Source organism: Paenibacillus sp. FSL L8-0708 (assembly GCF_038009325.1).
Taxonomy (GTDB): domain Bacteria; phylum Bacillota; class Bacilli; order Paenibacillales; family Paenibacillaceae; genus Paenibacillus_AQ; species Paenibacillus_AQ odorifer.
Map to the genome: position 1 here is coordinate 2,055,811 of NZ_JBBPBC010000001.1, position 25,295 is coordinate 2,081,105.

At 45.5% G+C, this 25,295-nt stretch carries 24 protein-coding genes and 1 riboswitch; of the genes, 22 read left to right on the plus strand and 2 right to left on the minus strand.

All coding sequences use genetic code 11. The features are described from left to right. Nucleotides 1-139: 139 nt before the first annotated feature. Nucleotides 140-1,390, minus strand: a complete 1,251-nt coding sequence (locus tag NYE58_RS09330; protein ID WP_076277655.1) for an NAD(P)/FAD-dependent oxidoreductase — start codon at nucleotides 1,388-1,390, stop codon at nucleotides 140-142. Nucleotides 1,391-1,566: 176 nt separating this feature from the next. On the opposite strand from NYE58_RS09330, the gene NYE58_RS09335 reads away from it, so the two are divergent. The 12 genes from NYE58_RS09335 (at nucleotide 1,567) to NYE58_RS09390 (ending at nucleotide 12,062) form a co-directional block, all read left to right on the plus strand. After that, a complete protein-coding gene (locus NYE58_RS09335; RefSeq protein WP_036683535.1) occupies nucleotides 1,567-1,800 on the plus strand; it encodes a spore coat protein in 234 nt (77 codons plus the stop codon). Between the two features lie 30 nt (nucleotides 1,801-1,830). Then, the gene (locus NYE58_RS09340) at nucleotides 1,831-2,214 is read left to right on the plus strand and encodes a spore coat protein (protein ID WP_076126401.1); all 384 of its coding nucleotides are present in this window, start codon (nucleotides 1,831-1,833) and stop codon (nucleotides 2,212-2,214) included. Nucleotides 2,215-2,473: 259 nt separating this feature from the next. Then, complete coding sequence (locus tag NYE58_RS09345; RefSeq protein ID WP_036683529.1) at nucleotides 2,474-2,974, plus strand: Lrp/AsnC family transcriptional regulator; 501 nt, start codon at nucleotides 2,474-2,476, stop codon at nucleotides 2,972-2,974. 13 nt (nucleotides 2,975-2,987) lie between these two features. Next, on the plus strand, nucleotides 2,988-4,208 hold the full coding sequence (locus NYE58_RS09350) for an aminotransferase class I/II-fold pyridoxal phosphate-dependent enzyme (protein WP_036683526.1): 1,221 nt from the start codon (nucleotides 2,988-2,990) through the stop codon (nucleotides 4,206-4,208). A gap of 251 nt (nucleotides 4,209-4,459) precedes the next feature. Beyond that, nucleotides 4,460-4,648: an aspartyl-phosphate phosphatase Spo0E family protein gene (locus tag NYE58_RS09355; protein ID WP_232061510.1), complete on the plus strand. Its 189-nt coding sequence runs from the start codon at nucleotides 4,460-4,462 to the stop codon at nucleotides 4,646-4,648. Between the two features lie 608 nt (nucleotides 4,649-5,256). Then, entirely contained in the window at nucleotides 5,257-6,519 is a 1,263-nt protein-coding gene (gene ltrA, locus NYE58_RS09360; protein WP_036681916.1) for a group II intron reverse transcriptase/maturase, read from the plus strand. Between the two features lie 197 nt (nucleotides 6,520-6,716). Beyond that, the gene (locus NYE58_RS09365) at nucleotides 6,717-7,283 is read left to right on the plus strand and encodes a cob(I)yrinic acid a,c-diamide adenosyltransferase (protein ID WP_076126402.1); all 567 of its coding nucleotides are present in this window, start codon (nucleotides 6,717-6,719) and stop codon (nucleotides 7,281-7,283) included. Between the two features lies 1 nt (nucleotide 7,284). Then, on the plus strand, nucleotides 7,285-8,271 hold the full coding sequence (locus NYE58_RS09370) for an RluA family pseudouridine synthase (RefSeq protein WP_076219945.1): 987 nt from the start codon (nucleotides 7,285-7,287) through the stop codon (nucleotides 8,269-8,271). A 193-nt stretch (nucleotides 8,272-8,464) separates the two neighbouring features. Next, nucleotides 8,465-8,830, plus strand: coding sequence for an arsenate reductase family protein (locus tag NYE58_RS09375; RefSeq protein WP_341001594.1), 366 nt, complete (start codon nucleotides 8,465-8,467; stop codon nucleotides 8,828-8,830). Between the two features lie 60 nt (nucleotides 8,831-8,890). Next, nucleotides 8,891-9,790: a 5'-3' exonuclease gene (locus NYE58_RS09380; RefSeq protein ID WP_076126491.1), complete on the plus strand. Its 900-nt coding sequence runs from the start codon at nucleotides 8,891-8,893 to the stop codon at nucleotides 9,788-9,790. A 163-nt stretch (nucleotides 9,791-9,953) separates the two neighbouring features. Then, complete coding sequence (locus NYE58_RS09385) at nucleotides 9,954-10,835, plus strand: ROK family protein (RefSeq protein WP_051491338.1); 882 nt, start codon at nucleotides 9,954-9,956, stop codon at nucleotides 10,833-10,835. A gap of 210 nt (nucleotides 10,836-11,045) precedes the next feature. Then, on the plus strand, nucleotides 11,046-12,062 hold the full coding sequence (locus tag NYE58_RS09390; protein ID WP_076219947.1) for an HRDC domain-containing protein: 1,017 nt from the start codon (nucleotides 11,046-11,048) through the stop codon (nucleotides 12,060-12,062). Between the two features lie 87 nt (nucleotides 12,063-12,149). On the opposite strand, the gene corA is transcribed toward NYE58_RS09390, so the two are convergent. Next, complete coding sequence (gene corA, locus NYE58_RS09395; protein WP_036684479.1) at nucleotides 12,150-13,085, minus strand: magnesium/cobalt transporter CorA; 936 nt, start codon at nucleotides 13,083-13,085, stop codon at nucleotides 12,150-12,152. Between the two features lie 397 nt (nucleotides 13,086-13,482). Then, nucleotides 13,483-13,611: riboswitch (SAM riboswitch) on the plus strand. 115 nt (nucleotides 13,612-13,726) lie between these two features. On the opposite strand from corA, the gene metA reads away from it, so the two are divergent. From metA to NYE58_RS09445, 10 genes are all read left to right on the plus strand, one after another. Next, a complete protein-coding gene (gene metA, locus NYE58_RS09400; RefSeq protein WP_076126410.1) occupies nucleotides 13,727-14,647 on the plus strand; it encodes a homoserine O-acetyltransferase MetA in 921 nt (306 codons plus the stop codon). Nucleotides 14,648-14,683: 36 nt separating this feature from the next. Continuing rightward, a complete protein-coding gene (locus NYE58_RS09405) occupies nucleotides 14,684-15,856 on the plus strand; it encodes a PLP-dependent transferase (protein WP_076103991.1) in 1,173 nt (390 codons plus the stop codon). Nucleotides 15,857-16,483: 627 nt separating this feature from the next. Next, nucleotides 16,484-17,620, plus strand: a complete 1,137-nt coding sequence (gene mqnC, locus NYE58_RS09410; RefSeq protein ID WP_076184682.1) for a cyclic dehypoxanthinyl futalosine synthase — start codon at nucleotides 16,484-16,486, stop codon at nucleotides 17,618-17,620. A gap of 535 nt (nucleotides 17,621-18,155) precedes the next feature. Continuing rightward, complete coding sequence (locus tag NYE58_RS09415) at nucleotides 18,156-18,998, plus strand: SPFH domain-containing protein (protein WP_036684473.1); 843 nt, start codon at nucleotides 18,156-18,158, stop codon at nucleotides 18,996-18,998. Nucleotides 18,999-19,009: 11 nt separating this feature from the next. Continuing rightward, nucleotides 19,010-19,180: a toxin-antitoxin system HicB family antitoxin gene (locus NYE58_RS09420; RefSeq protein ID WP_341001595.1), complete on the plus strand. Its 171-nt coding sequence runs from the start codon at nucleotides 19,010-19,012 to the stop codon at nucleotides 19,178-19,180. Nucleotides 19,181-19,686: 506 nt separating this feature from the next. Then, nucleotides 19,687-21,627, plus strand: a complete 1,941-nt coding sequence (gene thrS / locus NYE58_RS09425; RefSeq protein WP_341001596.1) for a threonine--tRNA ligase — start codon at nucleotides 19,687-19,689, stop codon at nucleotides 21,625-21,627. A gap of 385 nt (nucleotides 21,628-22,012) precedes the next feature. Continuing rightward, complete coding sequence (locus NYE58_RS09430; RefSeq protein ID WP_175618916.1) at nucleotides 22,013-22,612, plus strand: 3D domain-containing protein; 600 nt, start codon at nucleotides 22,013-22,015, stop codon at nucleotides 22,610-22,612. Between the two features lie 146 nt (nucleotides 22,613-22,758). After that, complete coding sequence (locus tag NYE58_RS09435; protein ID WP_156113077.1) at nucleotides 22,759-22,902, plus strand: hypothetical protein; 144 nt, start codon at nucleotides 22,759-22,761, stop codon at nucleotides 22,900-22,902. Between the two features lie 239 nt (nucleotides 22,903-23,141). After that, on the plus strand, nucleotides 23,142-24,218 hold the full coding sequence (gene liaF / locus NYE58_RS09440) for a cell wall-active antibiotics response protein LiaF (RefSeq protein WP_076277657.1): 1,077 nt from the start codon (nucleotides 23,142-23,144) through the stop codon (nucleotides 24,216-24,218). Next, complete coding sequence (locus tag NYE58_RS09445) at nucleotides 24,219-25,295, plus strand: HAMP domain-containing sensor histidine kinase (RefSeq protein WP_076126420.1); 1,077 nt, start codon at nucleotides 24,219-24,221, stop codon at nucleotides 25,293-25,295. It abuts the gene before it with no gap.

Genomic DNA, 25,295 nt, shown 5'->3' on the forward strand with positions numbered 1-25,295 from the left:
ATGTAAATAACGTCAACTGTGTCCGTAAGCTCCATGGGATGATGGATTTATGATTGAAGCAGGGAAAATAAAAAGCGGGGTTGTCCAAAAAGCAGTGAAGCGGCTGCGAGGGCCAGCCCCGTTTTTATTATCTACAAAATCAGTTCTGTTTCATCACGTCCAAACTCTTAGAAGGAGAGGGTTTGGCTGACCGGGTGAGTGAGAATAAATCTAACTCAGGCCGATGTTTGCCGGCAATCGTATCCGTTAACAACTCCGCAGCGATCATACTGTACACCGTCCCATTGCCTCCGTAGCCCTCGATGAAGTAACAGTGAGGGAACTTTGGATGTGGGCCGATATATGGAAGCCCATCACGAGTAGAACCGAACACAGCACCCCAGGAGTACTCCAGCTCAATGCCTTTAATTTCTGGAAATAAGGCTTCAAGCTCTTCGAGCAATTTTTGACCTTGAGAAATCACTCGGACCTCACGACGTTCGGGGTCTGTCAGCTGCTCATCCTTACCTCCTGCAATAATCCTGCCTTCAGGGGTTGTCCGAAAATATAAATAAGGGCGGGCTGTCTCCCACAGCAGGCTACGCTCATGCCACTTTGGAAAATCCTTTAGAGGTTTGGTCATCACTGCATACGTGTTGATCAGCTCAGCGCCCCGGTCTTTTTTGAATTCCTGTGTTTCATAACCCATTGCAAAAATAACGTCCTTGGCAATAATCCGGCCACTTTCTGTATGGCAAATCACACCATCCTCAGTAAACTCATAATGTTTCGCTTCGCTCTGTTCAAAGACGCGGACGCCATTCGACGCTGCCTTGGCGATTAGGCTGTGCACCGTTCGATAAGGATTCGCTTCGGCATCCCCACGGGAATAAAGTCCTGCTGGTTTTGAAAAAGAGTACAGAGCTGCAATCTTATCCTCTTCCCAAAATTCAGAATCGAAGCCATTAGCCACGAGATTCTCATATTCTTCCCGCAATGCAGGTACATCCGCAGGAGTGCTGGCATACAAAAGACTGCTGCGAGGAATGATCTGCGGATCGATATCGAGCTTGTCCGGCAGGTCCAGAATGTTCCTTACCCCAGCCTGGCATAACTGATAAAAGAGCAAACCGTTCTTTTGCCCAAAGGTGTTCATGCATGAGGTTAACGATTTATCGTTGGAAATCTGCAGGAGTCCAGTGTTAGCATGCGAGCTGCCGCTGCCGACCCGTCTTTTTTCGATCAGAACAGCATCCGCTCCAATTAAGGACAAGCGATAGGCGGCCATTGCCCCACCCATTCCGGCGCCTACAACCAGGCAATCACAATGAATAGTACCTTCTAGAGAGGGGTAAGTTGGAGGGTTCTGTAAAGTGCTTGACCAAGGTGTATTTCCACTATTTAAATTCATGAATTGTTCGCTCCTTCATTCGTGCCGTGATTTAGTATTGGCGGCATTTTATCGTCTCATTCGCGGTATGTTCTTATTTCTGTCATAACTCTCTAGTGCCTTCCGGCAAATAAATCGCGGGCATAGGCGGCATACTAAAGCCTGTATGAATCAACTACAAGGAGGGACTACAACAAATGCAATCAACGCAAATGCAAGCGCTAAGTGGTAAGGAATTGGAATATATCGCTGACTCCATCTCTAATGAGGACTTGCTTCTTAAGCAATGTGCAGCAACAGCTGCGACAACACAGAATCAACAAGTTCGTCAAATTTGTATGCAGCATATGCAAAATCACACCAAACACATGACTGAGCTCACTCAGTTAATCCAACAACATCAACAATACGCGCCAACAAGCCCACAATAATTGCAATATTAATTCTAAGGAGGTTATTTAATGAACGCGCAAAATACTGGGGCATTTATGCCGGATGAGGATTTACTAAACACCATTTTGTGTGATTTGAAGCGGACCGTACGCGAATATGCTACAGCTGCTACAGAATCAGCATGTCCAGCCGTTCGTAGGGTTTTTAACACTATGACCATGGACACTTTGCAACTCCAAGGTGATTTATACACGCATATGTCTCAACTGAATATGTATCCTGCACCTGCAAAAGCATTGCGCCAAGATGTGGACAAGCAGCTTCAAACCGCACAGCAAATGCAACAGCAAACCGGGCAATTTGTTCAACAAAAAACCGGGCAATTTGGCGCATACGCTCAGAATGCTCATATCCCGGCTAACGGACAACATCAGCCTTCCCATTTAATGTAACCATGATGGTTGGCGAATGAAGCAAATCACTTCATGTGTGTGGAGATAACGCCCGTTTTTACTGGTTAAATCCGGTAGAACGGGCGTTTTTTCTATTTTTTTGTGTATGTTCTATGTAAACTCTGCCTTTCATGGAAGCTCCTATGGGGTTATTTTGTTTGCAGAGATGCACATTTCATGTCATATTAGTATTAAACTCTTTTCGCGGGGCGACGCATTAATAGCGTACCGTCATTGGCGAACTATCCGGAGGGAAGGCATGAAGGAAATGAACGAGCTTAAGAGGAAAGTGCTGGAACTGCTTAAGGAAGACGCGAGAAGATCTACTGCACTCTTAGCAACGCTGCTTGGCGCGGAAGAAGAAGATGTGAAGACTGCGATTGAGCAGTTGGAGAAAGATCATGTCATTGTAAAATATGCCGCCGTTGTAAACTGGGATAAAGTGGACGATGAGAAGGTAACCGCACTGATTGAGGTGCAGATTACGCCTGAACGAGGGCGTGGTTTTGAAGGGATTGCCGAGCGAATCTACCTGTATCCACAGGTCAAATCAGTTTATCTGATGTCTGGTGCTTATGATCTTCTGGTGGAAGTGGAAGGCCGGAATTTACGTGAAGTGGCCAATTTTGTATCTGAGAAGCTGTCTCCAATTGATTCAGTACTTTCAACCAAAACGAATTTTACCCTTAAAAAATACAAACAGGACGGGATCATCTTCGAAGAGCATGAGGAAGACAACCGTCTGATGATCTCTCCATAAAGGAAGTAATCATATGATCACGAATAAATCGCAGCTAACTGGAGAAGACAGCAAATCAATGGATTCTTATTTGGCCCCGTTGGTACAGCAAATTCAGCCTTCGGGTATCCGCAAGTTTTTTGATCTGGCTGCAGGCAGTAAGGATATCATCTCTTTGGGAGTCGGAGAGCCTGACTTCAAGACCCCCTGGCATGTCAGAGAAGCTTGCGTCTATTCGCTGGAAAGAGGGTTTACAGGGTATACATCCAATGCAGGGATGCCTGAACTGCGGGAAGGGATCGCGAATTACTTGCACAGCCGTTTTGCTGTGGAATATGATCCTGCCAATCAAATTATAGCAACCGTTGGCGGAAGCGAAGCCATCGATTTGGCACTACGTGCGCTGATTTCACCGGGGGATGAAATTCTGATTCCTGAGCCTTGTTATATCTCTTATTCACCGATCACCGCGATTGGTGGAGGAATACCTGTAGGTATTGAAACGGTTGGTGAGAATAACTTTAAACTTACTGCGGAAAGCTTGGAAGCCAAAATCACTCCGCGCTCCAAGGTTCTGATTTTGTGTTACCCAAGTAACCCTACGGGAAGTGTAATGACCCGAGAAGATTGGGAGCCGATTGCTAAGGTAGTAGAGAAACATGATCTTATAGTGATTTCAGATGAGATTTATGCAGAATTGTCTTATGGCATTAATCACGTCAGCTTTGCCTCTTTACCAGGCATGATAGACCGTACGATTCTGGTTAGCGGCTTCTCCAAAGCTTTTGCAATGACCGGATGGCGGATGGGGTATGCTTGTGGTCACCCGGATCTTATCGCTGCAATGCTTAAGATTCATCAGTATACTGTGATGTGTGCTCCTTCTATGGGACAGGTGGCTGCACTTGAAGCGCTGACCAATGGGATGGAAGAGAAGGACCGGATGGTGGATTCCTATAACCAACGGCGGAGGTTGATCGTCAAGGGCCTACGCGATGCAGGGCTGGAGTGCCATGAGCCGCAGGGCGCCTTCTACGCTTTTCCAAGCGTGCGCAAGACAGGGCTGACTTCTGATCAATTTGCTCAGCGGCTTTTGCTTGAATACAAGGTTGCAGCTGTGCCTGGAAGTGTCTTTGGATTAGGTGGAGAAGGCTACTTGCGCTGTTCTTACGCCACATCAGTATCCCAACTGAACGAAGCAGTAGAACGCATTGGTGCTTTTGTCACAAAGCTTACACGTGAGAGAACGGATTAGTGAAAATTGAACTATAGCCGATCATACAATCCTATGGTATTATTTTACTTTGAGAGTAATTAGCCCCTATAATAGAACTTAAAAGGATTCATTTACTCTGGAACTAAGGCGTTGCTTTGAAGTTGCTTTATTTAACTTTTATGCTCTTTTGCAGCACGCGCTCAATAATACTTTTGGGAGGGATGATTGTGCTTAGCGCCGATTATTACTTACCTTCCTATGGTGGGAAATGTTTCTCTGGAAATGGGAAAATACCCCCCAAGGGTGATGCTTCTGCTCGCATACTCTCTCTGGAAGATGAAATTAGAATACTCCGCAGCAAGATGGAGCAGCTTTTCCTGCAGGAAAAATCATTCACTTCGGATAATGTGATTGAAATTAGCAGTTTATTGGACCTCAAAATAAATGAGTATATGAAGGGGCGTCCAGCTGGAAAATAGTGCTGCTGAATGCTCTTGAGAGGACCCTAGGGTCCTCTTTTTGTGTGCGCCCAGCATGGGCGCTATCTATAGGGTTGAAGTCCCGAATGGCGAAGGCAGTAGTAGCCATTAGCTTAAGGCAAGGGTGTCCACCGCGAGGTGGAATCTGAAGGAAGCCAGCGGCAAATCTCCGGTCTGAGGAATACGAACTTCATACAAGGCTAACGTAGGCTGGATGAGGTTGCACAACAAACCAAAGTCCATACTGCCAAAGGCGTACGAGAGTAAATGAAGCAGATAGATGGAGAGGAAGATAGCGTTCTTACCTGGGGAGATCTGTGTGATAGGCGAGTATACTTCGTAACCCTACTTGTGAGAGTAGGCTGAGTGCACAGAAGTCAGCAGACGCCATAGTACGCAAGCTGTTGCAACAGCTGCGGAAGGGCTGAACATGGAATAGGATTTATACATCCAGGCGTTCAAGATGAGCGATGAATGCAGAAAAAAAAAATCCGAAAGGACCTGACTGAAGAAGGAAACGGTGAATCCCGTGGGGGTCTTCAGCAGGGCGGAGTTCATCTTTGGCACAAATGGAAGGTATAAATCACGTAAAGAGAGGTTAAAAAAAAATGTTGGAGCAACTGCTATCACGGGAAAATCTTCTGCAAGCCTTAAAGCGTGTTGAAGCGAATAAAGGAAGTCATGGCGTAGATGGGATGTCCGTAAAATCCTTACGAGAACACATCGTACAAAACTGGCAGACCTTGCGGCATGCCATAGAAGAAGGAACCTATGAACCGAGCCCCGTGCGCCGAGTCGAAATCCCGAAACCCGGTGGCGGAGGTGTTAGGTTACTAGGAATACCTACCGTGACAGATCGAATGATTCAACAAGCAATCGCGCAGGTGTTAACTCCATTGTTTGATCCAGAGTTTTCCGACCATAGCTATGGATTCCGTCCGAAAAGACGAGGGCATGATGCGGTGAGGAAAGCTCGAACCTTTATGAAAGAAGGATATCGATTCGTAGTCGACCTAGACTTGGAGAAATTCTTTGATCGCGTCAACCATGACCGACTGATGATGAAGATTTCGGAGAAAGTGGAGGACAAGAAAGTTCTCCTGCTTATCCGCAAATATCTTCAGTCAGGTGTGATGGAGAACGGGTTAGTAACCCCGACAACGGAAGGTGCCCCGCAAGGCGGTCCACTGAGTCCGTTATTATCTAACATTGTCCTAGATGAGCTCGACAAAGAACTCGAGAAACGTGGGCACCGCTTCGTTCGTTATGCGGATGATTGCAATATTTACGTGAAAACGCTAAGAGCAGGAGAGAGAGTCAAGACAACGGTCACCCGATTCATCGAGACGAGGCTAAAGCTGAAGGTGAACCAAGTAAAGAGCGCGGTAGACCGTCCCTGGAAACGAAAGTTTCTAGGATTTAGTTTTAGTGTGGACAAAGAACCAAAGGTGAGAATTGCGAAGCAGTCCTTACAGAGAGTCAAGGTTCGAATACAGGAGATATCCTCTCGAAAGAGATCGATGAAGATGGAAGAGCGAATCAAGGAACTAAACCACTACCTCATGGGATGGTGCGGTTATTTCTCGCTGGCGGATACCCCAAGTACCTTTCGAGATATGGATAAATGGATACGAAGAAGGCTACGAATGTGCCTCTGGAAGCAGTGGAAGACCCCTAGAACCAAAGTCAAAAGACTTATATCCTTAGGGGTACCTAAGGATAAAGCCTATGAGTGGGGAAATACCCGAAAAGGGTATTGGCGAATTGCAGGGAGTCCAATTCTACAACATGCATTGAATAACCAATATTGGGAAGCCAATGGATTAAAGAGTGTATTGGACAGATACAACTCCTTACGGAATATTTCATGAACCGCCGTATATCGAACGGTACGTACGGTGGTGTGAGAGGTCGGGGGCTAGCCGCCCCCTCCTACTCGATTGTGCACTCTTACTAATGATGGTGTTTTTGTTTATACTCTTAATTTGCTATCTTTATTGCCTTCCTTATAGCAGAAAGCTTAAACTATCAGTATATGTTTTTTAAGAATGGATAGGAGGCTTAAACCATGGCGATTTATACACGTACGGGTGATGCAGGTCAGACCTCAGTGATTGGCGGCCGGGTCGGCAAGGATGATGTCCGCGTCGAGGCCTACGGAACGATCGATGAGCTGAATTGTTTTGTAGGGCAAGCACGAAGCCTGATGGAAAGTGATAATTTCGACGATGTCCGCGAGCAATTGCTCGAAATACAGCATGAGCTGTTTGATTGCGGCACGGATTTAGCATTTGTTAGACTTGCTGATGGTGGTCAATATATGGTGACAAGTGAGATGGCTCAGCGGCTGGAAGGCTGGATAGATACTCTACAAGAGGAGAATCCGCCACTTGAGAAATTTATCCTGCCAGGAGGTAGTCAGCTGGCTTCGGTTCTACATGTATGCCGCACGGTTTGCCGTCGTGCAGAACGCCGGGCGGTTACCTTAGGGCGAACTGCGGACATTAACCCAGAAGCGGTGATTTATCTCAATCGATTGTCGGATTATTTTTTTGCTTTGGCTAGAACGGCTAATACACGGTCAGGGATTACTGATGTAGAATACATCCGCAGTAAAAAGGTGTTCCGAGACTAATATGACAAGCTATTATTCACCCATTACTTATATCATACCGCCTGAAGAGGATGACTTCCTGCTGAAGACCATCCTGCACAAACGGATGGATGTCTCACGCAAGCTGCTCTCTCGCCTGAAGCAGACGGAGCAAGGCATTACATTAAACGGTGAACGTGTATACATTAGTGTGCATGTAAAGGCAGGAGATACCGTGCAGATTCGCATGGAAACGGAGACTTCGGATGATATTTTGCCGCAGCCGATTCCATTTGAGATTTTATTTGAAGATGAACATCTGCTAGTGGTTAACAAGGCAGCGGGAATTATAGTTCATCCCACACATGGACATTACACCGACACGCTTGCCAATGGTGTGGTTTATTATTGGGCACAGAAGAATGAACGCTTCCGTTTCCGGCCTGTTCACCGTCTGGATCAGGAGACCTCCGGTGTGTTAGTGATCGCCAAAAATCCTTACAGCCATCAGCATATTTCCGAGCAGATGATCGCCGGTACTGTGGATAAGCGTTACGCTGCATTTGTTCACGGGGTTCCTGCGGAGTTATCCGGCGATATCGACGGCCCTATCGATCGTGATCCTGAGGAGCCACATCGGCGTATCGTGACACCGGATGGATATCCTTCCCTAACCCGATATGAGGTTAAGCAGGTGTATTCAGCTGGCTCTAGAGTTGAACTAAAGCTGGAGAGTGGGCGTACGCATCAGATTCGGGTCCATATGACCTCAATCGGCTGTCCGCTGATTGGGGACAGCATGTACCGTCATGAGCTGTACAATCTACCAGAATTGACTTCAACTCAAAGCGAGCAATTGGAGACCGTTGCAGCACTCGATGCTTCCATACCGCGTCAGGCACTGCACGCAGTGCGTCTGACGTTCAAGCACCCTGTGCTTTTGCAAGAAATGATTTTCGAAGCCCCGTTGCCACCTGACATGGCAGCCTTGGAGAAAATATTGGAGCAAGGTCCGACAGCGGATTTGTGATAAAATTATAATTCAGGCGATGGAGTGGCGAAGGGGAGGATTGGAACTGTAGGAGCGATAGCGACCGCCTTTGTCTGCGGATTTCAACCGTGTTTAACGGTAAAATTGAAGAAATCTGTAGACAACAGCGGCCGGAAGTTCAAACATTCCCCGTAGTTACGATATTATTAGCCGATTATTAAAGGAGCACAGCATGAGCAAATTAAAAGTATTTCAATATCCCAAATGCAGCACCTGCCGCAGCGCAGTAAAATGGTTGCAGGGACAAGGTCATGAGCTGGAGCTTCAGCACATCGCAGAGCAGCCACCTACGGTGGACGAGCTGCGTGAGCTGCTCGCGAACAGCGGCCTTGAGCTGAAAAAGTTTTTTAATACAAGCGGTGAAGTATATAAATCATTAGGTCTGAAGGACAAGCTTCCCCAGCTTACGGAACAGGAGAAGTTAGAGCTGCTCTCAAGCCACGGGATGCTGGTCAAACGCCCGATTGTCACCGATGGAGTTAAAGTTACGGTGGGATTCAAAGAAGACCAATATGCCGATACTTGGGCTAATGTTTAATATCAATACAACGATCAAGGGAGAGGTTTATAAGTGAGAACAGATACAACGGGCCGGGTAATGCTTGTAGATGGAATGGCTCTGCTGTTCCGGGCCTTTTATGCGACCTCTTATGGAGGATATATTCGCAAGACAAAAGAAGGTTTACCGACGAATGCGGTATATGGATTTTTGCAGTATTTTTTTGATGCAGTAAGTACGTTTGAGCCTTCTCATGTCGTATGCTGCTGGGATATGGGTAAAGGAACGTTCCGTACCGAGAAATATGATGGATACAAATCCAACCGGATCGAAGCTCCGCTGGAATTAATTCCGCAATTTGATCTAGTAAAAGAAGTAGTGGCTGAGCTAGGTGTGCCAAACATCGGTCTTGCCGGCTATGAAGCAGATGATTGCATTGGTACGCTAGCATCCTGTTACAGCGATAATTCTGAGGTTTACATTCTGACGGGTGACCATGATATGCTGCAGCTTATTGATGAGAATGTTAAGGTCGTCATTATGAAAAAAGGACGCTCCAACTATAAAGTTTATGACCTTGCAGAATTGCTTGAGGATAAAGGTCTAACCCCTAGACAGGTTATTGACCTGAAGGGCTTTATGGGCGATACAAGTGATAATTACCCTGGTGTAAAAGGGATTGGTGAGAAAACCGCGCTGAAGCTGTTAACGGAATACGGTACAGTTGAAGGTGTAATTGAGAATCTTCACTTGCTCCCTAAAGGTGTACGGTCCAAAATTGAAGCCGACCTTGATATGCTGCATCTATCAAGAGAGCTGGCTGAAATCCGTTGTGATGTGCCTGTGGTCTGTGAGCTGGCGGAAGCTTTATGGCAATTACAACGGGAAACAGCCGCGCGTAAATTTCAAGAACTGGAATTTGGCAGCCTGATGCATTTGATCGCTGAGGTGCAGGACGAACGGGGAATTGTACAGATTGAGTTAGGTGATCTGGGTTAAGGAGAGTCTCCCTTCATGCAAAAAAGCATGAAGGGAGTTTTATTATTGTGATAGCGCTTCATCCAACGTATAATAAGGGCTGTTGATTGTTTTATTTTATATTAATTTTTATTTTCAAACTGGATGGCGGATTATTGCTTAATGGAGAAGGGAGATAGTTGCTATGAAGTTATTGGGAGCGATTGAAGCAGGCGGAACGAAGTTTGTATGCGGAATTGGTTATGAGGACGGTACCATTCTGGACCGAGTTAGCTTTCCGACAACAACACCGGAAGAAACGATGGGACTCGTAATCGACTATTTTAATGGGAAGAATGTAGAAGCTTTTGGTATTGGATCGTTTGGACCGATTGATCCCGTGCTGGACAGCCCTACTTATGGTTACATAACAACGACACCAAAACCTCACTGGGGACAATATAATTTGGTAGGTACAATGGCTGAGCAATTTAACGTGCCGATCGGTTTTGATACGGATGTGAATGGTGCAGCGCTTGCGGAAAGTAAATGGGGAGCGGCTAAAGGTCTGGACAGCTGCCTTTATATTACGGTTGGGACAGGCATTGGAGCGGGAGCAGTAGTTGGAGGTCAGATGGTGCATGGATTGTCTCATCCAGAGATGGGACATATTCTAGTTCGCAGACATCCAGAGGACACGTTTGAGGGCTACTGCCCTTATCATGGCGATTGCCTTGAAGGGTTAGCCGCAGGTCCGGGGATTGGCAAACGCTGGGGACAACCAGCAGGCGAGTTGCCTGTTGACCATCCAGCTTGGGATATGGAAGCTCATTATCTTGCACATGCACTTATGAATTACGTGTTGATTCTGTCTCCCGAAAAAATCGTAATGGGCGGTGGTGTCATGAAGCAAAGCCACTTGTTCCCGCTAATTCGTACCAAGCTGCAGGAGCTGCTGAAGGGTTATGTTCAGCATCCAGCGCTCAATACCGACATCGATAATTATGTTGTGCCACCGCAGCTTGGAGATAATGCAGGACTTGCAGGTGCGATTGGACTGGCAACTTTAGCTTTGGCAAGGAACTAGTATAAAAAGATATTGACTGTTAGGAAATATATGGTATTGTAGGATCTAACAGTATAGCATTTAATGAGGGAGCACCTCTTTCACGTTTATCGTGAGAGTGGTGCTTTTTTGCGTTTTCCGAGTCTGACAGTGTGGGATTCACATCAGCGAATAAGTAGCTCAGACCGGTAGGTATAGTGCTTGCTGAAGACTAGAAAGGCAGGGATGAATATGCAAATTGTATTTATGAATCGCTTATCCAGAATATCTGGGGTGGATCAAGAGGTGTTCGCTCAGCTATGGATTGGAGAGGAAGAAGGAGTGTGGAGCCTGGGCTGGCGTGATTTTTCAGGCGGTGAGGAAACACAGGAGCATTTGTGGTACGCGGGTGGTTCATGGAATGAAATGCTTTGTGTTTACAGGCATGAGCTGGCGGTGAAGATGGGGGATGGCTATCGGCCGTTGATTGATGGCGTATTTCATGAAGAAGACGGCCTTACCGGGCGTAATCAGGAGCAGCTAAGGCTGCAATATTACAGTGAATATAATGGGAACGAAGCTATTTATGAGGAGTTATGTGCTTGGCGCCGCAGCCGAGCTTCTAGTGAACGGAAAGCCCCTTACATTCTTGCCAGCAATCGTTTGTTACGTTTGATAAGCACTTTCTTGCCGCATACACCAGAGGAGCTGCTGCAGATCCCTGGTGTAGGGGAAGGAAAGGCAGCCCAATATGGCACGGATTGGTTGGCTATAACCTCTACGGCTGCAAGGGAACATTCCTTTCCTTTGAATTGGGTACACCAAGAAATTGAGGAGGATTCTTTTGTATCCTGGCTCTATAAACAGAAAGAGGTCAAATATAAGAAACAGCTAGAAAGACTGCGATTACGGCGAATTCTGCTGCAAGGGATCGAGAATGGGTTAGGGTTAGAACAGCTTAAGGTGAACAGTGGAGTGAACCGTCGCGAACTGATTGAGACGGTAGAGGAGCTGGAAAGAGAAGGTTATTGCGTGGAGAAATTGATCGAGGTAGAACTGAAAAATGTGCCGCAGAATGAGCAGGAGGCGATATGGAATGCCTATGCAGAGGTAGGAGATCTTTTTCTAAAGCCAGTGCTGCATAAGGTGTATGGGGAGGATTTTTCAGCAGCAGAAGGGCTGGATAGCTATTATGAACGTCTGCGGCTGATCCGCATTCGTTTCCGGCGGGAGCAAGCTCCTAAAGTGGGCATGGCGACCAGTTTCTAGTAGCTTTTTTATCATATCAAAAAGACGAAGGCTTCCTTACACCATAGGGTTAAAGGGCCTTCGTCTTGCCTATTCGTCCGTTTATTTTCATAGCCATTCTTTCTTGCGGAATACATACAGCATCCCACAGCCTAACGTCAACATTAGACCTATAACGGCAAAATAACCGTATTTCGTATGCAATTCCGGCATATGATCAAAGTTCATCCCATAGATTCCGGTAATTACGGTCAAAGGCATGAATATCGTTGTAATCGCGGTAAATACTCTCATAATTTCATTGGCGCGGTTGGCGATACTGGATTGGTAGGCCTCACGTAAGTTGCCCATGAGATCGCGGTACGTCTCAAAGGTTTCGGATATTTTAACTGCATTTTCATAAATGTCGCTAAAGTATTTCTGCAGCTGATCATCAATCAGACGGAGGTCTTTTTTATTCAGGGTATTGATAACCTCTTTCTGAGGTCCCAGCATCTTCTTTAACCATAAGATCTCACTTCGCAGACCGATAATCTCACTCAGATGAGATTTCTTGGTATGCATTAGGATATCCTCTTCAAGCTTCTCAATCCGGGCTTCAATTCGGTCACCTACGGAGAAATAATTATCTACGACAAGGTCGATAAGCAGGTAAAGGAATTGGTCGGGTTCGCTAACCTCTTGTTCCCATAACATGGGCTTCAGTACGCGTAGCTCGTGAATCTTTTGTTTCGTTACAGTAATAATATAATGTCTGCCCAAGAATATATTGAGCGCCCGCAGGAAGATTTCCTCATCATCAAAGCGGATGCTGTTTACAACAATAAAGTAATGACTTTCGTATATTTCGATCTTTGGACGTTGATCCTCTTCACTAAGGCAATCCTCAACAGCGAGATCATGCAGGTTGAACAGGGGCTGAAGCAGCTCCAAATCCTCCACATCTGCATCAATCCAATAGAACCCTTCTGTTGGGGGTGTCAATGTTTCATCAATTTCATCAATAGGTGTAAAAACCCCTGCATTCACCAGCCGGATTTTCATCTGATTCCACTCCTTCTATCCCCGGGTCTTCACCAGGGACTGCTAATTAAGCACAGAGAAAAAAATCAGCTTGGCCGGCGTTACAATCAATACAAGAGGCCGAATGACGATTCGAGGGCATGAAGAAGAACTGCTCCCGCCGCCGGCAAGCTGATGATTATCCTGTGTGGTTGCTCATTCTGTACACTTAATTGCGAGCTCGGGTCGCCTTCCATTCTTCTTCTCACCTCTTCTTTTCGTTCAGGTATGAAATACTTGTCTAGTATAACAACGGAGTATGCCTCTTTCAAGCAAATTTATTGTTACTTTGAGGCTACTTCAGCATTGTATGGACTTGACGAAAAGGAGGTTCATGATTTAAAGTAAATTTTAAAGAAATTTAATTGAATACAGCTAAATCTTATCAAGAGCAGGTGGAGGGACTAGCCCTATGAAACCCGGCAACCGGCGTGTGAACGCACGGTGCTAATTCTTGCGGAACTTTGCTGACGACTAACCTCGTCCAAAAGTTTCTGGCAGATGAGAGAGGCGCATATGACTGTAGATATGACCTTTCTCGTTTTCCGAGAAAGGTCTTTTTATTGTTCAGAAAGCCGCGATGTGACAACATAACCTAAATACAGTTAAGGAGTGGAAAGACAATGCCAATTAAAATTCCCGACAGTTTACCAGCAAAAGAAATACTATCCGGTGAAAATATTTTTGTGATGGATGATAGTTTGGCTTTCCATCAGGATATCCGCCCACTAAGGATTGCTATTCTGAATCTCATGCCGACTAAAGAAACGACGGAGACTCAATTGCTGCGTTTAATAGGAAATTCACCGCTACAAGTTGACGTTACCTTGCTGCATCCACGCTCACATACTTCTAAGAATACTTCTGCTGAGCATTTGAGAAGCTTTTACAAAACTTTTGACGAGATCAGCCACCGCCGTTTGGATGGTCTTATTGTTACAGGAGCACCCGTAGAGCAAATGGAGTTTGAGGAAGTATCCTATTGGGAAGAGCTAAAAGAGATTTTTGAATGGAGCAAGGATAATGTGACCTCGACCATGCATATCTGTTGGGCGGCACAGGCAGGGTTGTATCATCATTTTGGTGTTCGTAAAGTGGCTTTGCCTGAAAAATGTTTTGGAGTATTCTCCCATACGATTAATCAAAATAACATTAAATTGCTGCGCGGCTTTGACGAGGTATTCCATGTACCGCATTCCCGTCATACCGATGTCTCCCGCGAAGATATTGAGAGCAATCCAGATCTGCAGATTCTGGCGGAATCCGAAGAAGCTGGTATGTATCTAGTAGCTACGACCGACGGCAAACAAATATTTGTGACCGGACATTCCGAATACGATCCATTATCCTTGAAATGGGAATATGATCGTGATTTGGAGAGGGGCATGGAGATGGCCTTGCCGAAACACTATTTCCCTAAAGATGATCCAGAACGAACACCTCCTGCAGTGTGGCGTGCACATGCCAACTTATTATTCTCTAATTGGCTCAATTACTATGTATATCAAGAGACACCTTACGATATCGACCCGATTGTTTATTAAGATCAGCGCTACATTACAATTTAGGAGGCATTTATCATGGACGACAAACTTAGGATTGAAAGCAGACTGGCACAAATAGGTTCACAAGAAGATCCGGCTACCGGAGCCATTAATTTTCCTATCTATAATGCTACGGCATTCCGTCACCCGAAGCTTGGGCAGAGCACAGGTTTCGATTATAGCCGTACCAAAAGTCCAACCCGTTCCGTACTAGAGAATGCGGCTGCGGAATTGGAGTCTGGTGATGCAGGTTTTGCCTGTAGTTCTGGGATGGCAGCTATTCAAACCATATTTACTCTGTTTGGGCAAGGCGATCACTTGATCGTTTCGCTGGATCTTTACGGCGGGACCTATCGTTTGTTGGAACGAATTATGTCCAAGTTTGGAATCACTGCTTCCTATGTAGACACGAATGATTTGGATGCGCTTGAGGCTTCACGTCTTCCAAATACGAAGGCGATATTTATTGAAACGCCAACGAATCCTTTGATGATGGTTACGGATATTGCGGCCGTAGCTACTTGGGCCCGTCATCATGGGCTGCTCACAATTGTAGACAATACACTGCTGACTCCATTTTTCCAGCGTCCTCTGGAATTAGGTGCAGACATTGTAGTCCATAGTGCTACCAAATATTTGGGCGGACACAATGATGTTCTTGCTGGTCTTATTGTATCTAAAGGGGCTGAATTATCCGCTGAAATAGCGATTCTACATAACTCTATTGGCGCTGTGCTTGGGCCAACAGACAGTTATCAGCTGATGAGAGGCATGAAGACACTGGCCCTGCGTATGGAACGGCACGAGAGTAATGCGCTAGCAATTGCCCGCTATCTACAAGAGCATCCGGCGATTGCGGAAGTGTTCCACCCAGGCCTGCCGGATCATCCGGGATATGAAATCCAGAATCGCCAGTCCTCGGGCAATACCGGAATTTTTTCTTTCAAATTAAAAGATGCCAGATACGTAGAACCTCTGCTTCGTCATATCCGGCTTATTGCCTTCGCGGAGAGCCTCGGCGGGGTTGAATCGCTAATGACCTATCCTGCAGTACAGACGCATGCCGATATTCCTGTGGAAATTCGGAATGCGGTGGGTGTAGATGATCGATTGCTGCGCTTCTCGGTTGGCATTGAACATGCGGAGGATCTAATTGCTGATCTTGGTCATGCTTTGGAGGCTGCGCGGGCGGAAATCGAAACGAAGTAAAAGTAACGGCAACCCAGATCGGCACCGAATTGCTGGAAAATATCGAGGATCTATCTCAACGTTGATTTAGAGCTGGTGTTGGACGCAGGATGAAATAGAGCTGTCTCATAAGCCGGGAATTGGCTGCTGGGATAGCTCTTCTTTTTGGACTTTTTGCTATTGGACACAGCTGACCTTAGACACAGCATTATTACACATTTGGAATGTTAACGGACTCCACAGCAGCTATTGCGCTAAAAACCTGCCTTCATGAGTCTCTTGTCAAGGAATAGCGTCGCTGGAGTCCATAACTATGCTCCAAAGGCTAAATACTAACTAATAACGTCATCTGTGTCCGGCAGCCTCCAGGAATTTTGATTCACCGGGTGCAGGCAGCAATGTAAGGACTCTTTCTGCTGGATGGTATCTTGCTAAGAAAGTAAAAAGTTTTTCAAGCTGTTCAGATTGTGATACGATGAGGAAATGAACTGTTCATTTATTAAAATATAAGGTATAAGTTACATACTGTACTTTATCCTTATGTTACTACGAGAAACGGTTGTTATCTCTAAAGGACGACAACGTTATTTTTCTTGTGATTTTGTGAATCTACCATATCCCTAAGGGTTTAAAAGGAGGATGCGAACGATGAGTACGATAGATCTTATTTTGGATAAAGCCCTGCGGGGTGACCGTCTCCAATTGGAAGATACCATCCGACTATTCGAGAGCAACGAAATTGAGAAAATGGGTGCTGCTGCAAACACTATTATGGAACGCTGGCATCCGGACCCGTTAGCCACATTTGTAATTGGCCGTAATATTAACTATACGAATGTATGTGATGTGTACTGCCGTTTTTGTGCTTTTTACCGCAGACCAGGCTCGGATGAAGGCTATGTGCTGCCAGATGAAACGATTTATCAAAAAATTGCTGAAACGATTGCTGTTAATGGTACAGAAATTCTTATGCAAGGTGGAACTAATCCTAACCTTCCATTTAGCTACTATACAGATATACTGCGCGGAATTAAGCAACGTTTCCCTGAGATTACAATGCACTCCTTCTCTCCTGCGGAGATTATGAAGATGAAAGAAGTATCAGGATTACCACTGGAACAAGTGGTTCGTGAAATTCATGCTGCGGGTCTGGATTCCTTGCCAGGCGGAGGCGCAGAAATTCTTGATGACCGTACACGCCGCAAAATCAGCCGGCTAAAAGGCTCGTGGCGCGAGTGGATGGATGTAATGCAGACAGCACATAAAGTGGGTATGAATACAACAGCAACAATGGTGATTGGGCTTGGAGAAAGTATGGAAGAACGAGCTTTGCACTTACTACGTGTACGTGAGGCTCAGGATGAGTGTATTGCCAACAAATATGATTCTGAAGGTTTCTTGGCCTTTATCTCATGGACATTCCAGCCGGACAATACCAACCTGAAGCTGGACAGACAAACGCCTGAGGAATATCTGAAGACGGTAGCGATCAGCCGCCTTGTGTTGGATAATATTAAGAACTTCCAATCTTCTTGGGTCACTATGGGGCCAGAAGTCGGCAAGCTCTCCTTGCAATATGGCTGCAACGATTTCGGCAGCACAATGATTGAAGAGAACGTAGTATCTTCAGCGGGTGCGACTTATAAGGTAAACATCGAGTCGATTACTCAGCTGATTCGCGAAGCAGGCAAAGTTCCAGCACAGCGGAATACACGTTATGATATTCTGCGGGTGTTCGATGATCCTAATGCGAAGATTGATAATGATTTTGTAATGCAGAACTAATATATATTAATTATTAATCAACGCTTGATGCTTGTTAATCCTTAAGTGGATTACTGAGCATCAAGCGTTTTTTTGTAAGGTTAGGATTACGATCATTAGTAAGCCTTATTGCAGAACACATCTGAATCTTCGCTTGTTATATCATCCGCTAGGCGTACGGACTCAGTGGACCTTAATTGCAAATTCAGCGCTTCTTGAGTCGGGGTTCGGACCCCAGCGACGCTATTCCTTTAAAAGAGCCTCATCTCATATAGGCTGGTTTTTAGTGCAATAGGGACTGTGGGGTCCGATAGCATAGGGAAAATCGGAAAATGTGGCGTATAAGAGCATCAGTGTCCGATAGAGCTGATGTATACGAACAATATGAACTAATGTTAACTACACAAACGAGGGTTGGTGTGGAGTACGCCTTTTAACGAAGCTTTATATAAATGTGAACATAAAAATATTTTTTTATTTCTTTTTACCCATTCACATTATTATCCAAAAGTGATATCATAATCATATCAAAAGAATATCTAGTGGGGGTGCTTTTATGAAAGAGAAAACGCTTCGTCCTGTCAGTGGATTTTGGGTTCTCGCCTTAATTGCAGTTTGTTTAGCTGGGGGAATTTATGGTGCGGTTCAAGAGTATGTCGCAGTGCCGGTCATTCTGTTCGTTGTAGCTGGGGTATTATGTACAAGTGTTACGGTTGTGCAGCCCAATAAGTCGGTTGTAGTTACCTTTTTCGGGCAATATGTAGGGACTATCGTGACAAGTGGCTTGTTTGCAGTCATTCCGTTCAGTTTGCGCAAGACGGTTTCCCTCCGCGTACGTAACTTTAACAGTGTCAAGCTGAAGGTTAATGATGTGGAAGGTAATCCGATTGAAATTGCTGCAGTTATCGTATTTAAGGTAATTAACTCTGCAAAAGCGCTTTTTGATGTAGATAAATATATGGCGTTTGTGGAAATTCAAAGTGAAACAGCGCTGCGTCATGTGGCCAGTAAATACCCGTATGATAACTTCAATGAATCGGGCATGTCCCTGCGGGCCAATGCAGATGAGATTGCTAAAGAATTGGCAACCGAGCTGCAAGAACGTTTGTCGATATCTGGTGTAGAGGTCATTGAAGCGCGGCTCACACACTTGGCTTATTCCACAGAGATTGCCAGTACAATGTTGCAACGTCAGCAAGCATCTGCAATTCTGTCCGCTCGTCAAATCATTGTTGAAGGCGCCGTGGGCATGGTCGATATGGCGATTAAACAGCTTAAAGAGAGTGGCGTGGTTGAGCTTGATGAGGAACGCAAAGCGGCGATGATTAATAATCTGATGGTTGCGATCGTGTCGGAGCGCGGAGCGAGTCCGGTCATTAACGCCGGCTCGTTGTACTAAGGCGGTGCATCATGGCGGCCAAGAAAAGCTTTCCACTGCGGATTGATCCGGATATACATGAGGCGCTGGAACGATGGGCGGGCGAGGAATTTCGCAGCGTAAACGGACATATCGAATACTTGTTGCGTGAGTCTTTGAAACGTGCAGGCCGCTTACCTGAAAAAAAACGGCGAGAGGAATAACCATAGAAGGGCTGTTTCAGCATCCATGTATTGGCTGCCAGAACAGTCCTTATGTGTGTCTTCTGACTGTGTTTCTATCATTTTGGACCCTTTTCTGACTTGACTGTCAGAGAGGACAGATTTATAATTACTCCATAATTCACGTTAACAGCATTGACGAAGATATGAGTTGATTGTTCTGGACCGTTCAGAGAGAGGAAACTTAGGCTGAAATTTCCTCCGGCATCCTGCTTTCGATTTACCCCTTTGTAGCTGCGGTTTTGAACTCCCTGCAATGGGATAGTAAGAGCTGCCGGTTCATGGTCGTTACTCCATGCTTACGAAGGATTCTATCTTCACTCCGCTTGAGGATTCAAGGGAGGCTAGAGAGAATCGAATTTGGGTGGAACCACGGGTGTAATCGCTCGTCCCTTTGCGGGACGGGCGTTTTTTTTTGTGCGTGGATATTATTGTTCCGCAAAGGTTAAAGGGCCCTTAGGCTTAATTATATGAAGGAGGAATTAGCAATGTCAGTAAGTATTAAGCTTCCGGACGGTTCTGTCCGTGAATACGCAGAGGGTAGCAGTATTGATGATGTAGCAGCTTCTATTAGCAGTGGCCTGCGCAAAAATGCAGCAGCGGGGAAATTGAACGGTATCGTTGTAGATTTATCTACTCCCCTTGAAGAGGGCGCACTGGTAGAGATCGTAACTTTGGATTCACCTGAAGGTCTGGAGGTTATGCGTCACAGTACAGCTCACTTGATGGCTCAAGCGGTTAGACGTTTGTTCGGAACAAAAGAAGTTAAGCTTGGTGTAGGTCCGGTCATTGAAGATGGCTTCTACTACGATATGGATCTGGAACATCCTCTAAATCCTGAAGATTTGCTCAAAATCGAAAAGGAAATGGACCGCATAATTTCGGAGAACCTGCCGATCGTGCGCAAAGAAGTTAGCCGCAAGGAAGCACTTGAAATTTTCGGTGAGCTAGGTGATCCTTACAAGCTGGAATTGATCGAGGCATTGCCTGAAGATAGCGTAATTTCTATCTATGAACAAGGAGAATTCTTCGACCTATGCCGTGGACCCCATGTGCCGTCGACTGCTAAGATCAAAGTCTTTAAATTGATGAATGTAGCCGGTGCTTACTGGCGCGGCGACAGCAAGAATAAGATGCTTCAACGCGTATACGGCACAGCTTGGATTAAAAAAGCTCAGCTTGATGAGCATCTTCGTCTGCTTGAAGAAGCGAAGAAACGCGATCACCGGAAGCTTGGTAAAGAGCTTGAAATCTTTACATTTAATCAATTGGTAGGACAAGGCTTGCCAATCTGGTTGCCTAAGGGTGCTAAATTGCGCAGTATTCTGGAGCGTTATATCGTAGATCTGGAAGCAAGTCTTGGCTATCAGCATGTATACACACCAGTTCTGGGTAATGTTGAACTGTACAAAACTTCAGGACACTGGGAGCACTATCAAGAGGACATGTTCCCTAAGATGACTATCGACAATGAAGAATTTGTTCTTCGTCCAATGAACTGCCCGCATCACATGATGATTTATAAGAGCTCGATGCACAGCTACCGTGATCTGCCGATCCGTATTGCTGAGCTTGGTATCCAGCACCGTTATGAAATGTCAGGCGCATTGACTGGCTTACACCGTGTGCGCTCGATGACTCTTAATGACTCCCATATTTTCTGCCGTCTGGACCAAATTAAAGGCGAGTTCATTCGTGTAATCGAATTGATTAAACAGGTATACAGTGACTTTGGTATTAATGACTACCGTTTCCGGTTGTCCTATCGTGATCCTAAGGATACTGAGAAATATTATGCGAATGACGAAATGTGGGAAACTGCACAGCGGATGTTGCGTGAGGTTGTAGAGGAAGCTGGACTGCCGTTCTACGAAGCAGAAGGCGAAGCTGCATTCTATGGTCCTAAACTTGATGTGCAAATTAAGACTGTATTAGGTAAAGAAGAGACTCTGTCTACTGTACAAATCGACTTCTTGCTGCCTGAACGTTTTGAACTGGAATATATCGGCGATGATGGTCAAAAACACCGTCCAGTCGTTTTACACCGCGGAATCTTGGGTACAATGGAACGTTTCGTGGCCTTCCTGTTAGAGAACTTTGCGGGCTCGCTGCCGCTTTGGTTATCTCCACAGCAGGTTAAAGTAATTCCTGTATCGACAGCGTTCGACGATTATGCCAAGGAAGTTACAGACAAGCTGCGTCGCTGTGGTATCTCTGCTGAAGCAGATCTCCGCAATGAGAAGCTGGGTTATAAGATTCGCGAAGCTCAGCTTGAGAAACTGCCATACATGTTCGTCGTTGGCGAGAATGAGATGAACGCTCAGACGGTCTCCATCCGTAAACGCGGGGAAGGTGACATCGGAGCTAAGCCGCTTCAAGAAGTGATTGAGCTCTTGTCTCAGGAAATTGCTGATCGTGTGATCTCCTAATTTCTTGTAATTAACAACACCAAAATTACGTCTAAATAAGACCTCTGTTATATGCCAATGAGGATCAACTTCTGATCTTCATGTATAAAATTTTGTGAATCGGGAAACCTTCGCTAATAAGGGGGAGGTTTTTCACATGAACAAAATGGGCATATTTCAGAGGTTTTGGTGTCTTTTTGTCACCATCGTTTTGCTATTGACCGCTGCTGGAATCATTCCAGAATCTAAGCAACAGGCAGTAGGGGCCATTGGGACAGGAGACACTTTACAGCACACGGGTATTAACAAAACGCTATCGAACGAGTTGCAATATACCAAGGCTAGTTCTGTGTTTATGAGAACTACAGATGATAAGGTCATTCTTACGACTGGCCGTGCCACACTTATGTCAAACGAGGCGCATTCCGTCGCACCTGTATTACCTGCAACAACAAAAAATAAACCAGCAGCGACGAAGGCACCGCAGAGCACCAAAGCTCCAACCACTAAAACAAACGGTGGCAGCGGATCTTCCAAACAGTTACCAAATTCTATTCCTGTAGCCGCACCTGCGGAAGACCAGATCATTACTTCAATGAAAGTGATGGCGACTGGATATACTGCGGGTTATGAATCTACAGGTAAAACATCTAAACATCCCGAATATGGAATTACCTATTCAGGGGTAAAAGTGCGCAGAGACAAAAATACAGTCTCAACCATTGCTGCGGACCCTAAGGTTTTGCCGCTGGGGAGTATTCTTTATATACCGGGCTATGGATATGCCATAGTTGCTGATACGGGCTCGGCTATTAAAGGGCGGAAGATTGATCTGTATTTTGCTACTACGAAACAGGTGTATAAGGAATGGGGCAAAAAATCAGTTGTAGTTCAACTCATTAAGCGTGGTAACGGGACTTGTACGGAAGTCATGCTGAAGAAGCTGAGCCAAGCGATTGAGACTTACAAAGCAGTACCGCAATCCATGCTCGAAGAATCCATTTAAAGGGTTTGAACTTATTTTCACTTGGTCATGCATAATAGTGACATCACCTTGCCATAATACGGACTGGGGCAAAGCAATTGCCTCTTCCGAGATGTTCTCTTAGTAAGCATATTCTATGCTGCATAAGAGAAAAGGAGGTGAATTCCGTGGCCAATAACAAGAAATCTAAAGTACAAGAAAATTACAAAACACCAAATGAAAAATACAATGCTGAGTTTGCTGTTGAGAATGACGGCGCTACTAAGCAAAGTGGAAATACTTCTAAACCAGCTCAGAAACCGCAACAATAATGCGCTGACTGAAGCAGAAGACTGCTAAAAAAAAGAGACTGTCCAATTCAGTTAATTACTGAGGGACAGTCTTTTTTCATATATAATGAAGTAAATAGAATTTTATCCCATTCATCTCAGTCTAGAGACTGAGGGGAAGTTCCTTCTCTCGCCGCTGTTTCTCAGTACTTCATTCCTGTAGACTAAGGCTATAAGATTGAAGAAGAGAGCGTTCCACTACTTTAAAGGGGAAATGAATGATGAAAAGAAGGTTCACCAGCCAGGTTTTAGGCGGCCTGATCCTGATAGGGATTGGAGCTATGTTTCTACTGAGACAATTAGGTTACACTGATTTCAGCTTAGGTTACCTGATTTCGAATTATTGGCCGGTAATTTTGATCCTAATGGGAATGAACCGGCTTTTAGGTACAGGGGATGGACAATCCAAAGGTTCTTCACCTATCGGCGGCTTTTTCTTTCTGGCGATCGGAGTGTTTTTCCTTGGACGGAATTTAGATTGGTTCGATATTTCAGCCGGGGATTTTTTCAAAATGTTCATTCCAGTTATGTTGATTGGCGGCGGACTTTATGTGATTTTTAAACCACGCGGTTCAGTACCACCACCTGTGCCACCAGCTCCATCGTCACCACCAGATCACTTTCCTTCAGGAAAAAGCTCACTAGATGTGGAGCCGCCCAAACCACTGGATTCCACACTTGATGAACAATTTGAGCAAAAATTTGGCAAGGCTTCTGGTCAACGCGACTGGAAGGACTATCTTCAAAAAGATGAAGAAGACGATGAGGACGAAACAGGATCTTATAAGTCCAGCGCTGAAGCACGTTGGCAAGAGAAGCAGGAACGACACGAGCGCAGACGTCAGGAACGTCATGAGCGTCATGCTCATAGACATGGTAAATGGCATGAGGAATTCCATGAATCAAATAATCAAAAGGAATCGACCAATCGCTCTGCTTTTATCGGAGATGTCCACATGGGGCGCGAGCATTTCCAACTGAAGAACACGAATATCTCGCAGTTTATCGGCGATACCGTACTGGATCTGACGAATGCACAGATTGCTTATGGCGAAACGAGGATTAATATTTCCGCTTTTATAGGCGACATTAAAGTGTACATTCCGAATGATATGGATCTTGGCATCTCGGTGAACAGCAGTTCTTTTATCGGGGATATGGAAGTTCTGGATCAGTCTCGCAGTGGGTTTATGAGCAGTGTACAGTGCAAGACTCCTTATTATAAAGAAGCAGGCAAAAAAGTCCGTATAAATGTAAGTGCATTTATAGGTGACATTAAAGTTAAAACGGTGGGTTAGATGGGGACAATCTTCAGTAATACCAAATGGTTGCTGTTGTTTTACTTTTTGCTCACTGGAGCGGTAAGTGCAGGATTGATGTATGCAGGCACTTGCCTTGGTTATATCGAAGTGAAGGATTATCGGATGTGGCTGTACTTATGTCTCGGGATTGTGTTGTTCACCGTAGTTATCGGCTATATGGCAGGCCAGCGGATTCAGCGCCGGATTGATCATCTGGATCTGAATATGCTGCAGGTCGCCAAAGGAAATCTGTCCGTGCGGATGCCAGAAAGTGACGATCAGTCTTTTGCCCGAGTGTATCACGAGTTTAATGTCATGATGGATACGGTCGAGAATAAGATGCAGCTTCTACAGCGATTGGGTGAACAAGAGGTTATTGAGAAGGAACAGGCAGCGGAGAGTGCGGTGTTGGAGGAAAGAAGGCGTATGGCCCGGGATCTGCATGATACGGTGAGCCAACAGCTTTTTGCCATCCATATGTCGGCTTCTTCGCTGCCTAAAGTGCTGAAGGTCAATGAAGCTCAAGGTCAAATGGTCATGGACCAGTTGATTACAATGTCTCAGATGGCACAAAAACAAATGAGAGCATTAATTGCACAACTGCGTCCGGTGGAGCTGGAAGGTCGAAATCTGTTCGAGGCGCTGGAAAAATGGTTTCCCGATTATTGCCGCCAGAATGGCTTAAAAGGAATGAAGGAGCTCGAACTTCAGGGCGAGTTATCGGAAGCAATCGAACATCAGCTGTTCCTAATTATTCAAGAGGCGATGGCGAATATCGTGAAGCATGCCGGGGCTAGACTGGTGAGTCTATCGCTGCGTGAAGGATCAAGACAAGTTGTGCTGAGTATCAGTGATGACGGTCAAGGTTTTGAACATGTGCAGCAAAAACAAGGCTCCTACGGTCTCACCACCATGCGCGAACGGGCGGAGAAACTGGGTGGGCAAGTGGAGATTATTAGCCGCAAGGGTGCGGGAACGACGATCCGTGTACATATTCCTAAGTTTGTTCAAGGGAACCCAGAATTAGAGCAGAATAGATCGTTAGGAACAGATACACAGGACGAGGAGGAGTAG